The 13,677-nt window shown below is 59.3% G+C and carries 14 protein-coding genes, 1 tRNA gene and 1 pseudogene; 11 read left to right on the forward strand and 5 right to left on the reverse strand.

Annotation, left to right across the window (positions count from 1 at the left end; translation table 11 throughout):
• The first annotated feature begins 192 nt into the window (after nucleotides 1-192).
• Nucleotides 193-1,620, forward strand: a complete 1,428-nt coding sequence (locus QOM08_RS07075; RefSeq protein WP_047227970.1) for a DegQ family serine endoprotease — start codon at nucleotides 193-195, stop codon at nucleotides 1,618-1,620.
• A 63-nt stretch (nucleotides 1,621-1,683) separates the two neighbouring features.
• On the opposite strand, the gene QOM08_RS07080 is transcribed toward QOM08_RS07075, so the two are convergent.
• Nucleotides 1,684-3,117, reverse strand: coding sequence for a M48 family metalloprotease (locus QOM08_RS07080; protein WP_076385958.1), 1,434 nt, complete (start codon nucleotides 3,115-3,117; stop codon nucleotides 1,684-1,686).
• A gap of 98 nt (nucleotides 3,118-3,215) precedes the next feature.
• Between QOM08_RS07080 and QOM08_RS07085 the strand changes: the two genes are divergently transcribed.
• On the forward strand, nucleotides 3,216-3,455 hold the full coding sequence (locus QOM08_RS07085; protein WP_047227968.1) for a sulfurtransferase TusA family protein: 240 nt from the start codon (nucleotides 3,216-3,218) through the stop codon (nucleotides 3,453-3,455).
• 29 nt (nucleotides 3,456-3,484) lie between these two features.
• Complete coding sequence (locus tag QOM08_RS07090; RefSeq protein ID WP_274090342.1) at nucleotides 3,485-4,555, forward strand: AI-2E family transporter; 1,071 nt, start codon at nucleotides 3,485-3,487, stop codon at nucleotides 4,553-4,555.
• Nucleotides 4,556-4,683: 128 nt separating this feature from the next.
• On the opposite strand, the gene QOM08_RS07095 is transcribed toward QOM08_RS07090, so the two are convergent.
• Together QOM08_RS07095 and QOM08_RS07100 are read right to left on the reverse strand one after the other, a co-directional pair.
• A complete protein-coding gene (locus QOM08_RS07095) occupies nucleotides 4,684-5,157 on the reverse strand; it encodes a peroxiredoxin (RefSeq protein WP_047227966.1) in 474 nt (157 codons plus the stop codon).
• Between the two features lie 10 nt (nucleotides 5,158-5,167).
• Entirely contained in the window at nucleotides 5,168-5,728 is a 561-nt protein-coding gene (locus tag QOM08_RS07100; protein ID WP_047227965.1) for a glycine cleavage system protein R, read from the reverse strand.
• A 316-nt stretch (nucleotides 5,729-6,044) separates the two neighbouring features.
• Here QOM08_RS07100 and dapA point away from each other — a divergent pair, with 316 nt between their 5' ends.
• From dapA to QOM08_RS07125, 5 genes are all read left to right on the forward strand, one after another.
• Entirely contained in the window at nucleotides 6,045-6,923 is an 879-nt protein-coding gene (gene dapA, locus QOM08_RS07105) for a 4-hydroxy-tetrahydrodipicolinate synthase (RefSeq protein ID WP_076385956.1), read from the forward strand.
• Between the two features lie 17 nt (nucleotides 6,924-6,940).
• Nucleotides 6,941-8,056 carry an outer membrane protein assembly factor BamC gene (bamC, locus tag QOM08_RS07110; RefSeq protein ID WP_047227963.1) on the forward strand — a complete coding sequence of 372 codons (1,116 nt, stop codon included), beginning with the start codon at nucleotides 6,941-6,943 and terminating at the stop codon, nucleotides 8,054-8,056.
• Between the two features lie 4 nt (nucleotides 8,057-8,060).
• The gene (locus QOM08_RS07115; protein WP_047227962.1) at nucleotides 8,061-8,819 is read left to right on the forward strand and encodes an MBL fold metallo-hydrolase; all 759 of its coding nucleotides are present in this window, start codon (nucleotides 8,061-8,063) and stop codon (nucleotides 8,817-8,819) included.
• Nucleotides 8,820-8,847: 28 nt separating this feature from the next.
• Entirely contained in the window at nucleotides 8,848-9,561 is a 714-nt protein-coding gene (gene purC, locus QOM08_RS07120) for a phosphoribosylaminoimidazolesuccinocarboxamide synthase (protein ID WP_025212375.1), read from the forward strand.
• An 83-nt stretch (nucleotides 9,562-9,644) separates the two neighbouring features.
• Nucleotides 9,645-9,734: transfer RNA gene (locus QOM08_RS07125), tRNA-Ser, on the forward strand.
• A 173-nt stretch (nucleotides 9,735-9,907) separates the two neighbouring features.
• Here the strand turns inward: QOM08_RS07125 and QOM08_RS07130 are convergent.
• Nucleotides 9,908-10,324, reverse strand: coding sequence for a type II toxin-antitoxin system YafO family toxin (locus tag QOM08_RS07130; RefSeq protein ID WP_316912745.1), 417 nt, complete (start codon nucleotides 10,322-10,324; stop codon nucleotides 9,908-9,910).
• A gap of 296 nt (nucleotides 10,325-10,620) precedes the next feature.
• On the reverse strand, nucleotides 10,621-10,887 hold the full coding sequence (locus QOM08_RS07135) for a short-chain dehydrogenase (protein WP_316913217.1): 267 nt from the start codon (nucleotides 10,885-10,887) through the stop codon (nucleotides 10,621-10,623).
• 346 nt (nucleotides 10,888-11,233) lie between these two features.
• Between QOM08_RS07135 and QOM08_RS29045 the strand changes: the two are divergent.
• The 3 genes and pseudogenes from QOM08_RS29045 to QOM08_RS07145 form a co-directional block, all read left to right on the forward strand.
• Nucleotides 11,234-12,007, forward strand: a pseudogene (locus QOM08_RS29045) (MCP four helix bundle domain-containing protein); the annotation flags it as partial.
• Nucleotides 12,008-12,085: 78 nt separating this feature from the next.
• On the forward strand, nucleotides 12,086-12,865 hold the full coding sequence (locus QOM08_RS29050; protein ID WP_372241368.1) for a methyl-accepting chemotaxis protein: 780 nt from the start codon (nucleotides 12,086-12,088) through the stop codon (nucleotides 12,863-12,865).
• 11 nt (nucleotides 12,866-12,876) lie between these two features.
• A complete protein-coding gene (locus QOM08_RS07145) occupies nucleotides 12,877-13,650 on the forward strand; it encodes a phytanoyl-CoA dioxygenase family protein (RefSeq protein WP_316912746.1) in 774 nt (257 codons plus the stop codon).
• Nucleotides 13,651-13,677 lie beyond the last annotated feature (27 nt).

Raw genomic sequence — 13,677 nt, forward strand, 5'->3', positions numbered from 1 at the left:
AGCGTCGGGACTTGATCGAAATGCCGAAACTTTCTGTCAGTATTTTCATTTGCAAAACTTCAATTTTTTTTCTATAGGTCAGAGCCGCTCGGCTCTGGCCTTGCCTGTTTGCGGAACAAAAATACCGGCGTATCTTCCCCTGGTATTTCTTGCTCCATATCGCTTAACCACGCTCGTCGTAACGGGAGCCGTATGTCGATACCACGCTTGAAAACCTATCTTTCCATCTTTGCCACTGTGCTTGTGCTCGGTCAGGCCGTTCCCGCTATGGCGGTCGAATTGCCTGACTTCACTGAGCTGGTCGAGCAAGCCTCGCCTGCGGTGGTGAACATCAGTACCACCCAGAAACTGCCGGAACGCCGGGTGATGGATCAGCAGATGCCGGACCTGGAAGGTTTGCCGCCGATGTTGCGCGAGTTCTTCGAACGCGGGATGCCGCAACCGCGTTCGCCCGGCGGTGGCCGTCAGCGTGAAGCGCAGTCCCTGGGCTCGGGTTTCATTATTTCGCCCGACGGTTACATCCTGACCAATAACCACGTGATTGCCGATGCCGACGAGATCCTGGTGCGCCTGGCAGACCGCAGTGAGCTCAAGGCCAAGCTGATCGGCACTGACCCGCGTTCTGACGTGGCGTTGCTGAAGATCGAAGGGAAAGATCTGCCCGTGCTCAAGCTGGGCAAATCCCAGAACCTGAAAGCCGGCCAGTGGGTCGTGGCCATCGGTTCGCCGTTTGGCTTCGACCATACCGTAACCCAGGGCATCGTCAGCGCCATCGGTCGCAGCCTGCCAAACGAAAACTACGTGCCGTTCATCCAGACCGACGTGCCGATCAACCCAGGCAACTCCGGTGGGCCGTTGTTCAACCTCGACGGTGAAGTCGTGGGGATCAACTCCCAGATATATACCCGTTCGGGCGGCTTCATGGGCGTGTCCTTCGCGATTCCGATCGACGTCGCCATGGACGTGTCCAATCAGCTGAAAACCGAAGGCAAGGTCAGCCGCGGCTGGTTGGGCGTGGTCATTCAGGAAGTGAACAAGGACCTGGCCGAGTCGTTCGGCCTGGAGAAACCAGCCGGTGCGCTGGTGGCGCAGATTCAGGAGGGTGGTCCGGCTGCCAAGGGTGGCCTGCAAGTGGGCGACGTGATCCTGAGCATGAATGGCCAGCCGATCGTCATGTCCGCTGACTTGCCACATCTGGTGGGCGCCCTCAAGGCCGGTTCCAAGGCTAATCTGGAAGTGATTCGCGAAGGCAAGCGCACAAACGTCGAATTGACCGTCGGCGCCATCCCTGAGGAAGGCAAGGAGCTGGACTCGCTGGCCAAGTCAGGCGTGGAACGTAGCAGCAATCGTCTGGGCGTGGCTGTGGCGGAGCTTACGCCAGAGCAAAAACGGACCCTGGAGCTGCAAGGTGGTGTAGTGATCAAGGAGGTGCAGGAGGGGCCTGCGGCCATGATCGGCCTGCAACCAGGCGACATCATCACTCACCTGAACAACCAGGCAATCGGTTCGGCCAAGGAGTTCACCGACATCGCCAAGGCGTTGCCGAAGAATCGTTCAGTCTCGATGCGGGTTCTGCGTCAGGGCCGTGCGAGTTTCATTACCTTCAAGCTGGCCGAGTGATCGCTTAGCTGTCCCCAAAAAAAACCGCCTCGAAAGAGGCGGTTTTTTTGTGTCCGAAAAGACTCAGCCCATCATGTCCTTGACCATGCGCTCCTGCTCCATGAGCTCGCGCTGCCTGGCGTCGATGCGTGACGACAGCGGGAAATTGCTGCCCGCGCGCCGTTTGGCGAAGTCCAGTTGCTGGATGGCCTGGCGGTAGTCGCCCACCAGGGCGAAGTATTCGGCGCGGGCCTGGTGCAGGCCGATGATGTTGCCCGACAGTCCGCGGGTCTCTGCCACCATGTACCAGACATCCGGATCGTCTGGACGAGTCTTGAGCAGGTTCTCCAGAGCCTTCTCTGCGTCGGCGGGGCGGTTCTGCTTGAGCAGCAAGTCGACGCGCACCTGATTCAGCGGATAGTTGCCCGGGTACTGGGTCAGCATCCGGTCGACGCGAGCCTGAGCGTCTGGCAGCTTGTTGCTGGTGATATCCAGATCGACCTGGGCCAGGTTATAGATGATCTCGTTGGGCGATTTGGCCAGTAGCTGCTTGAGGTTTTCCCGGGCCTCATTCAACTGGCCACCCTTGATCTGCGCGATCGCCAAGCCATAGCGGGCCACGTCGTTCTTCGGATTTTCATCCAGCTGCGCCCGGAAGCGCTTGGCGCCCAGCCCCGGAGTTTCTTCGTAGATCAACTTGACCCGTGCGCGAATCAATTGATAACGCATGCTGTCTTCGATGCCACCTGGCCTTGCCTGTTCGGCACGGTTGCGGGTGTCGGCGATTCGGGACTCGGTCACTGGGTGAGTCAGTAGGAATTCAGGGGGCCTGGCGTCGAAACGGTACTGGCGCATCAATCGTTCGAACATGGTCGGCATGGACCGCGGATCATAGCCGGCCTTTTCCAGGTTCTGGATGCCGATGCGGTCGGCTTCCTGTTCGTTCTGGCGAGAGAAACGCCGTTGTTCCTGGATGGCTGCCGCCTGGGTGCCGGCAATGGCCGCGATCCCGGCGTCACCCCCACCGGCGGCGGCGATCACGATGCCGGCCAGCAGCGCTGCCATCATCGGCACCTGCATGCGTTGTTGGGCTTCGACGCCCCGGGCAAAGTGGCGTTGCGACAAGTGCGCCAGTTCGTGGGCCATGACCGAGGCGTATTCACCTTCGGTCTGCGCATTGAGGAACAGTCCACCGTTGACCCCGACGATTCCGCCGGGTGCGGCGAAAGCGTTGAGCTGCGGGCTGTTGATCAGGATGAATTCCAGGCGTCGGTCGTTGACCTGGCTGGTCTCCACCAGTTTGTAAACGCTGGACTCGACGTAGTCCTTGAGCTGTGGATCGTTGAGCTGTGAGACCTGACTGCGCAGCAAGGCCAGCCAGGCGCGACCCAACTGGTGCTCCTGTTGCGGCGAGACGATGGCAGAACTGGCGTCGCCAAGTGACGGCAGGTCGTCGGCGAAGCCCGGTGAGGCAAGCAGGCAAGCGAGCGTCAGCAGGGTGGGGCGCAGAAATGTCATGCACGAAGCCTTAGTCGACAAAGACCCTACTGTAGCCGGACACCAGGCCCGGGACCAGATATTCTAAGTCGCTCAACGACCTGCTGCGGAGTGAACCGATGACCGATGCTGTAGCCCCCGATGCCGAACTGGACGCCAGCGGCCTGAATTGTCCGTTACCACTGCTCAAGGCCAAGCTGGAACTCAATCGCCTGGCCAGCGGCGCCGTGCTCAAGGTGACCGCAACGGATGCGGGCTCCCAGCGCGATTTTCGCACCTTTGCCCGACTGGCCGGTCATACGCTGCTGCGTGAAGAAGACGACAACGGCGTCTACCGTTATTGGCTGAAGAAAGCCTGAAAATCAACAGCGGCCCTTAAGGATTTTTAATGTTCAAAGTGTTACGCGACTGGATCCAGCGCTACTTCTCCGACGAAGAGGCGGTGGTGCTGGCAGTGTTGCTGTTCCTGGCCTTCACGGCAGTCCTCACGCTGGGCGGCATGCTCGCGCCGGTGCTGGCAGGGATGGTGCTGGCGTACCTGATGCAGGGGCTGGTCATGACACTGGAACGGATGCGGCTGCCTGGCGCCATGGCGGTAGGGCTGGTGTTCGCCCTGTTCATGGGGGTGTTGGTGGTGTTCGTCGTCGTGATCATGCCGCTGCTCTGGCATCAGTTGGTGACCTTGTTCAATGAATTGCCCGGGATGCTCGTCAAATGGCAGTCGCTGTTGTTGCTGTTGCCGGAGCGCTATCCGCATCTGGTGTCCGATGAACAGGTACTGCAGGCCATAGAGGTGGTGCGGGGCCAGATCGGCAAGTTCGGCCAGTGGGCGCTGACGTTTTCTTTGTCCAGCCTGCCGCTTCTGGTGAACATCATGATCTACCTGGTGCTGGTGCCGATCCTGGTGTTTTTCTTTCTCAAGGATCGGGAAATGATCGGGCGCTGGGTCCGTGGCTATCTGCCTCGCGAGCGGGCGCTGATCACCCGGGTGGCCCAGGAAATGAATCGCCAGATCGCCAACTACATTCGCGGAAAAGTCATCGAGATTTTCATCTGCGGCGGCGTGACCTACATCGGCTTCGTGGCCCTGGGGCTCAATTACGCGGCATTGCTGGCGCTGCTGGTGGGCATTTCGGTGGTGGTGCCGTATGTCGGGACCGTGGTGGTGACCGTGCCCGTGGCGTTGATCGCGCTGTTCCAATGGGGATGGAGCGATCAGTTCATTTATCTGATGGCCGTCTACGGGATCATCCAGGCGCTTGATGGCAACGTGCTGGTGCCGCTGCTGTTCTCCGAGGCGGTGAACCTGCATCCGGTGGTGATCATCTGCGCGGTACTGCTGTTTGGCGGGCTGTGGGGGTTTTGGGGCGTGTTCTTTGCCATTCCCCTGGCAACACTGTTCAAGGCTGTGCTGGATGCGTGGCCGAGCCGTGAGCCGGTGGTGGCGCCGTTGCTGTAGCTTGATTAATCAGGTGATGCTGATGGCCCCATCGCGAGCAAGCTCGCTCCCACAGGATTGATGAGCACCATAAATCCCCTGTGGGAGCGAGCTTGCTCGCGATAGCGCCAGGACAGACAGAGAAAACTTCAGGCCTTGTTCAGAGCCTGCGCCGCCGCCAACACCGCATCCACATGCCCGGGCACCTTCACGCCGCGCCATTCCTGGCGTAGCACGCCATCTTTGTCGATCAGGAACGTGCTGCGATCAACGCCCAGGTATTCCTTGCCGTAGAGTTTTTTCAACTTGATCACGTCGAACAGCTGGCAGACGGCCTCGTCCTTGTCGCTGATCAGCTCGAACGGAAACTCCTGCTTGCACTTGAAGTTCTCGTGGGACTTGAGGCTATCGCGCGATACGCCGAACACTTCGGTGTTGGCAGCCTGGAACTGGGCGTACTGGTCACGAAAACCCTGGCCTTCGGTGGTACACCCCGGGGTGCTGTCCTTGGGATAGAAGTAAATCACCACCTGCTTGCCTTTAAGGGCCGCGAGGCTGACGGTGTGCCCGCTGGTGGCGGGCGCCTGGAAATCGGTAACCGGTTGGTCGATGGCAACGGCCATGAACGCTTCCTTACATTGGGTTTTGGGGGCGCCACGGTTCGATCAGGGCATCGAGGTTCATCGCGTCGGCGAAATCCAGGAACTGATCGCGCAGCCAACTGATCTGGGTGCCGGCCGGCAGTGTCACGGTGAACGTGGCATTGAGCATGGTGCCGCCTGTCTGCGGGGCCTGGTAGGTGTCGCAGGTCAGGTTTTCCAGCTCGACATGGTGGTCCATGAAGAACTGGCACAGCTCGTTGATGATGTCCGGGCGATAGGCCGAACTCACATACGCCACGTAGGGCAGGGCCTGGGGGCGGTTCTCCAGGGCGGCGCTGCGCACCACGTTGACGGTGAAGGCGTGTTTCTTGGCCAGCACCGGCAGGCTCGCTTCCAGGCGGGCCAGGGCGTCCCAGCTGCCGGAAATCTCAAGCACGAGCGCACTGCATTCGCCATGACGGGTCAGGCGTGAAGTTACGACGGCGCAGCGATTTTCATGGCTGGCGCGGCACAGGACGTTAGTCAGCTCCATGGGGTTGGCGCCAAGGGCACTGATAACAAGGAATTGTTCGCGGACTGTGGGGGTGGACATGCAGCATTCCTAAAGCGATGAGCGGTCGGCACTTTTGCAGCTCGGCACGGCGACAGACCGGGATAAACGAACGACTCAAGCCCTGTGCCTGGGGTTGCGCTGCATTCCGGGACGGCGGGAATGCGGCAGGACAAACGCAGGAATGGGGCTTGTGGCGACGAATAACGGAGGCTGGGAACCGGCGTATGAGCTTATCGGTACCGATCAAAGCCTGAAGGGTAGCGAAAACCATCGCCAAGGGGAATGGTAGTTCGCTTGTACAAGCATCTTGGCGCCAGTACCATTACCGCTCTCTTTTTCCGGCAGGAGCGGTTTCATGATTGCGGGCAGTATGGTGGCACTGGTCACACCCATGGATGCACAAGGGCGTCTTGACTGGGCCAGCCTCAGCAAACTCGTGGACTTCCACCTTGAAAACGGCACCCATGCCATTGTCGCCGTCGGTACCACTGGCGAATCGGCAACCCTCGATGTCAACGAGCACATCGAAGTCATCCGTGCCGTGGTCAAGCAGGTCGCTGGCCAGATTCCTGTTATCGCCGGTACCGGCGCCAACTCGACCCGCGAAGCCGTCGAGCTGACCCGCAACGCCAAGGAAGCCGGTGCCGACGCGTGCCTGCTGGTCGTGCCGTACTACAACAAGCCAACCCAGGAAGGCTTGTACCAGCACTTCAAGCACATTGCCGAAGCGGTCGACATCCCGCAGATCCTCTACAACGTTCCCGGCCGCACTTCCTGCGACATGCAGGCCGAGACCGTGATTCGCCTCTCCACCGTGCCGAACATCATCGGTATCAAGGAAGCCACCGGCGACCTGGACCGCGCCAAGGCCATCCTCGCTGGCGTGAGTGATGACTTCATCGTGCTGTCCGGCGATGATCCGACCGCGGTCGAGCTGATCCTGCTGGGTGGCAAGGGCAATATCTCCGTCACCGCCAACGTCGCTCCGCGCGAAATGGCCGACCTGTGCGAGGCTGCGCTCAAGGGCGACGCCGAGACCGCGCGGGCAATCAACGAAAAACTGATGCCGTTGCACAAGGATCTGTTCATCGAAGCCAACCCGATTCCGGTGAAGTGGGCTTTGGTTGAAATGGGCCTGATGCATCAAGGCATCCGCCTGCCGCTCACCTGGCTGAGCGAAGCCTGTCACGAACCGCTTCGGCAGGCCATGCGCCAGTCGGGCGTCCTGGTTTAATTGAGGAAGTACAACGCATGAAGCGAATGGCCGGACTTTCCGCACTTGCCTTGATTATCTCCAGCACCAGTGGCTGCGGATGGGTCTGGGGCCCGGAAGGTTACTTCCGCGACCGTGGTAGCGATTACCTGGAAGCGCAACAGACTGCACCGATGCAACTGCCTCCCGATGTGAATGTCGCCAAACGTCTGGATCCGCTGTTGCCGATCCCGCGTAATGTGGCCGACGACAGCGTCAAGGGCGAATACATCGTCCCCCGTCCACAGCCGCTCTCGGCCATGGCCGATGCCAGCGACTACACCCTGCAGAAGAGTGGCGATTCAAGCTGGGTCATGGCCCAGCATCCACCGGCCGAAGTCTGGCCCGTGGCGATCCAGTTCTTCCAGGACAACGGTTTCCGCCTGGATGAGCAGCGCCCGCAAACGGGCGAATTCACCACGACCTGGCAACGTGCCGATGAGCTGTCCGCCGCCATGGCCAAGCGCCTGAGCGCCGCCGGTGTCGGTGCCGACAGCGAAAGCCGCGTGCGGGTTCGCATCGAGCCGGGCGTGCAGCGCAACACCAGTGAAATCTATGTGGTCAGCGCCGAACGTCCTGCCGGCAGCACCGCCGATGTGGCCTTCACCAACCGTTCAGTCAACACCGGCCTGGACGCTGCGCTGGTGGACGACATGCTCGCCAGCATGAGCCGTACCGCAGAACAGGGCGGTTCGGTTTCGATGCTTGCATCCCGGGACTTCGACGTCCCGAGCCGCGTCAGCTTGAGCGAAGACGGCAGCGGCAACCCGGTGCTCAACGTCGGCTCCGACCTGGATCGCGCCTGGTCGAGCGTAGGTCGTGCGCTGGAACAAGGTGAGTGGCGGGTTGAAGACATCAACCGCAGCCTGGGCCTGTACTACATCAACCTCGCCGAAAAGGCCGAGAAGAAAGATGAGAAGCCTGGCTTCTTCAGCGGTCTGTTCGGCAGCGCGCCGGACAAGGAAGAAATTGAAGCCCGTGCCGAGCGTTATCAGGTTCGCCTGAGCAAGGTGGGTGACAACGTTCAGGTGACCGTCGAGAAAAACATCAACACCGTGGCGCCGGCCGATGTGGCCCGCAAGGTATTGAGCGTGATTCAGGACAACCTGGGCTGATCCGATGCGTTTTGCCGTTCTCGGCAGCGGTAGCCAAGGGAACGGCACGCTGATAGCCAGCGCCGGCACGTATGTGCTGGTCGATTGTGGTTTCTCTTTGCGAGAAACCGAGAAACGCCTGTTGCGGCTGGGTGTGCACCCGGCGCAATTGAGCGCGATACTCGTAACCCACGAACATGCTGACCACGTGCATGGCGTGGGTTTGCTGTCTCGGCGCTACAATCTGCCGGTGTACCTGAGCCGTGGAACACTGGAGGGGCTGCGTAAGCCCATCGAACCTGCTGGCTTCGTCGCCGGTGGCGAGCAACTGCGCATTGGTGCTCTGGAAGTCAGTGTGGTCAGCGTGGCGCACGACGCCCGGGAGCCAACGCAGTATGTGTTCAGCGACGGTGAGCGGCGCTTTGGGTTGCTGACCGACCTGGGTTCGTATTGCGACAGGGTGATGGACAGCTACCGGGATCTCGATGCATTGATGATCGAGTCCAACCATTGCCGTGACATGCTGGCGCGCGGGTACTACCCGTACTTTCTCAAGCAGCGGGTAGGCGGGGAACACGGACATTTGAACAACCACCAGGCGGCGTTCCTGGTGGCCGAGTTGGGCTGGCAAGGCCTGCAACACCTGGTCCTGGCCCATCTGAGCAGCAAGAACAACCTGCCGCAGCTGGCCCGGCAATGTTTCGTCGACACCCTAGGGTGCGACCCGGACTGGCTGCAACTGGCCGATCAAGATTCAGGGCTCGACTGGCGACATATCGCCTAGCCCATCTACTTAGCAAGCGGAGCCCATCATGGAAAAACGTGAAGAACTCTACCGCGGCAAAGCCAAATCGGTTTACAAGACCGACGACGCAGACCGCTTGATCCTGCTGTTTCGCAACGACACCTCGGCGTTCGACGGCAAGCGCATCGAACAGCTGGACCGCAAAGGCATGGTGAACAACAAGTTCAACGCCTTCATCATGCAGAAGCTCGAAGCCGCTGGCGTGCCGACTCAGTTCGACAAGTTGCTGGGCGACAACGAATGCCTGGTCAAGAAGCTGGACATGATCCCGGTCGAATGCGTCGTGCGTAACTACGCCGCCGGCAGCCTGGTCAAGCGCCTGGGCGTGGAAGAGGGCATGAAGCTCAACCCATACACCTTCGAGCTGTTCCTGAAGGACGACGCCAAGGGCGACCCGTTCATCAATGAATCCCACGTTGTGGCGTTCGGTTGGGGCACCGCCGAGCAACTGGCGCGCATGAAGGAGTTGTCCCTCAAGGTCAACGAGGTGCTGACCAAGCTGTTCGACGACGCCGGTCTGCTGCTGGTGGACTTCAAGCTTGAATTCGGTGTGTTCAGCGATGGCTCCATCGTCCTGGGTGACGAATTCAGCCCGGACGGCTGCCGCCTCTGGGACAAGGACACCAAGAAGAAGATGGACAAGGACCGCTTCCGCCAGGGTCTGGGTGATGTCATCGAAGCCTACGAAGAAGTTGCCCAGCGTCTGGGCGTGCCGCTGTAATCGACGCAAGCATCTGATAGCACGGAAAAAATTTCGCCCGGGGGTTCGCTTCCGGCGAATGTGCTGGTATGATGCGCGCCACTGGAGAGATGCCGGAGTGGCCGAACGGGACGGATTCGAAATCCGTTGTACTGGCGACAGTACCTAGGGTTCAAATCCCTATCTCTCCGCCATTATTGAATACGACTAAGCCCCTGAAATGGTTGAACATTTCAGGGGCTTTTTCGTTTCTGGGGGTAGGGCATTTTTAGGGCCAAAAGGCTCGCTATGATGTCGTCCGATGCTAAAGGTCCGAGGGCTGGTCAAATACTCATGGTGAGCCATTTTTGATTAGAGCTATGCGGCGTCACTCATCTAGGTCGGGAAAAATGATTTTTCCTACGATCCAAGGTTCCACAATGTCGCTATGAACCGTACGTAAAAACGATCCCCATTCCTTCCGATTGTGAGCATCTGGTCCAATGATCGTCAGCATTAGGTACGCATCTTTGAAATCATCATAGGCATAGATAAGCCAGAAGTCGTTGTCAGGGTCTTCTGTTAGGGCTGTGCGGTAGTACTGGCGGCCGATTTGAGTCCAACGAGCTTGTGTTTCTGCAGTGCTCGCCAAATGGATGTGACACATATCGCTCAGATCGAGCTGTTCATCTCTGCCAAAGATAGCCGGAAGCTCGCCGCACACCTTGTAGTTATAAAAGTGTGCGGCAATATTTTTCCAGTTCTGTGTTTGTTCAAGAAGTGCGGAAATTTTAACGGCTGGCATCCACGCCTACTTTGTAATAGGAAGCTTGCCAGTGATTACAAAATTATCGAACACTTTCTGACCATCACGTGCAGCTTGTCGAACGTCAAGAAATGTCAGCTCTTCGTGAGTGACTTTTCTGCGCGCTTTCTCGACTTTTTTTGTGGTAGCCATCGGAGCCTCCGAGGTGTGTGTATTCATGCTGATCAGCATATGTGATTAATCGAGTCCGGGCAAACCGGAGGGTTTCAGTGTCATCGAACCATGCTCGTTTCGACGAAATGGGCCCCGTCAGGGGCCCTTTGAACTAGGCCGGACTAGGCCGGCTCTGCATCCAAGCGTCGGGCTATGACATCGAGCACGTCGCAACCATCCCTCAAGGAGATGCAGCACAGCTGTGCAAAGTCCTGAAGGATTACCGAGTCGCTGGGAATGTCCCCGCGCATTGCGAGGTTCTCTAAAAGCTGGGTGACCGCGCGAATTCTATAGCCCGCCGTGTCAAGTAGGATGTGCAAAGGCGCGGAGGTATCGACGAAGAGGGGTTGATCGTCGGCATTACTGGTAAGAGCCATGTATCTATTCACTTCAAACTCCATTTGATTGAGGGCCTTCTTACCATTTGTCATCGGGTCGCCAAACCCTAGCCGCTCTTACGAACGACGCTTGGACTATAGGGCCCTTCTGTAGAAATCATCAATCAGATGATGAGTCAGAAAATTCCCTGAATTATGTGGCCGGGAAATGTCAGAAAAGTCCCCGCAGCAATTGCGTCTCCCCACCTTTTTCGATCCCGGCCAACCCCCTCCACGACCTGCATAACCACAGTGTCTTCCAGGCCGAAAGCTTTGTGTCAATCAGACTAATGGTCTATAGCTCAAGGCATGCCTGCCGATAAGAAGGCTAACCCCCATAGAAGGAGTGCCCCCCATGATGCGGTTCTTTGCCGACCTGGGCTTTCGCTGGAAAATTACCCTGCCGATTGCTTTTCTGGCGCTGTTGTTGGTGTTGATGGGGTGGTCAGGCATGCGAGGCATCGACCAGGTGACGGCGTCCAGCACACAGCTGACCAAGCGTTACTTGCCGGCCATCAGCTTGCTGCTCAATGCCGATCGCGATCTTTACCAGGCTTTTGTTGCCGAGCGTAGTCTGCTCGATGGTCATGCGGACGAGCATCTGACAGCGCTGAGCGCCAGTCATGAGGAGAATGCGAAGCAGGCTTATGATCGCGTGCAGCAATATGCCGCGATGCAGCCCGGTGCCGAGGCGCTGGCGTTGGTCAGTCAGTTCAATGACGCTTTTGTAAAGTGGAAGCAGGTTTCGAGGCGCGTAATGGAGCTGTCCGTGGGGGATATGGAGGCGGCCAGCAAATTGAGTTTTGGTGACGGCGAACGCCTGTTCGAGGCCATGCGTGATCCCATCGACAAGCTTGGCGAGCTGGAAGACCAGGCGTCCCACCGCGAGGGAGACGCGGCGATAGAAAATGGCGAGGAAGTGGGGGTGCATCAGGGCGGCATTCTGTTGATCGGTCTGCTTGGCTGCATTCTGGTCGTTGTTGCCTTGCCAATGGTCGTGCTACGCCCCATGCGTCGTTTGCTCAGCCGCGTCGAGCAGATTGCAGAGGGTGGCGGTGATTTGAAGGCGCGTCTTGAGGTTCGTTCGGCTGACGAGCTGGGCCAGCTCGGCAGCGCATTCAACCGCTTTCTCGACAAACTGCAGCCGCTGATTGCCGAGGTGGGCCGGGTGACCGGGGAGGTCGATGCCGCGGCACGCGCCATGGCCAGTATGGCCGCGACCAATGACCAACTGATCAGCAGCGAGCATGCGGCACTCGATCAGGTCAGCACCGCCGCGACCCAGATGAGCGCCGCCGTGCATGAAGTCGCCCACAACGCGCTGAATGCCTCGGATGCTGCACAACAGGCCACCAGTCAGTCCCGTGATGGTGCCGACGTTGTCAGCAGCACCATCGAATCGATCCGCCAACTGGCCCAGGAAGTGGAAAGCGCGTCGGGAACCATCGAGGCCTTGGCCCAGGAAACCTCCAGTATCGGCGCGGTCCTCGAGGTGATCCGTGGCATCGCTGAACAGACCAATCTGCTTGCACTGAACGCCGCCATCGAGGCTGCGCGAGCCGGCGAGCAAGGCCGCGGTTTTGCGGTCGTGGCTGACGAAGTCAGGGCGCTGGCGGCGCGGACCCAGGATTCGACCAAGGATATCCAGGTCCGTATCGAGCGCTTGCAGTCGGGTGTCGCCAAGGCCGTTCAAGCCATGCACGTCGGTAGCACCAAGGCCCGTGACAGCGTCGAGCGGGCAGCGAGTGTCGATCAGGTGCTCAGCGGCACGGGCGGTTCCATACAGCGGATCAACGATATGGCCGCGCAGATCGCCAACGCTTGCGAAGAGCAGAGCAGTGTCACTGAGGAAATCGCCCGCAACATCTCCGACATCCGCGACCTGTCCAACGAAGCGGCGCAGAACTCTGCCCAGAGCATGCATGCCAGCCAGCAGCTTTCCGGGCTGTCGAGGACATTGGCGGAGTTGACCGGCCGTTTTCGCACCTGAGTCCAGGCGCGATGGTGGCCACCCTCCCAGCCTTGGCGGCGCTCACCGGCGAGCGCTTGCGAGCCCTGCATCAGGACGGTTTCGTCCTGATGCCTGCGGTGTTGAGCACCGCGCAAATCACCGACCTGCGCCATGCAATCGATCGCCTCAAGCCTCAGCACTGGGACTACAGCGGCGTGATCGATCACTACAAATGCGTGTTCAATCGCGATCCGTTCTGGTTGCCGTTTCTCGATATGGAAGGGGTGATCGAGCTGGCCGAGGCGGCTCTGGGGGATGATTGCCACATCATTGGGCAGACTGCCTGGCGGTGCTATCCCGGTTTTGTCGGCGCCCCGTTGCACCTGGATTACCTGGCAATGGCATTGCCACCTCAGCTTCTGGCCGATCCAGCTTTCGAGTTGCCGATGCAGATTTTCACCGCACAGTTTTACCTCGATGACATCAATGCCGAACTGAGCCCCACCTGCGTCATTCCCGGCAGTCATCGGGCGGGGCGGGCGCCCGTGGCGGGCGAAACGCAATGGCAAGGGCGCGTCGCGCAACCGGTATTGTGCCGGGCGGGGGATGTGCTGGTGCTGCGTAGCGAGTTGTGGCATGCCGGCAGCGAGAACCGCAGCGTCGATCGTTCACGTTATATGCTGCAGGTTCACTATGGCCGGCGGATGATCGCGCAGAAGTTCTCGCCTTATCTGTACTGGCAATTCAACCCTGCTGTGCTGGCCGCCGCGACACCTCGCCAACGGCGCCTGTTGGGTGATCATCAGGAGGCTGAGTACGATTGACCTCCTGGCATCGGTTACGTCACGGGG

It is taken from the genome of Pseudomonas sp. P105 (genome assembly GCF_032614175.1).
Classification (GTDB): Bacteria; Pseudomonadota; Gammaproteobacteria; order Pseudomonadales; family Pseudomonadaceae; genus Aquipseudomonas; species Aquipseudomonas rhizophila.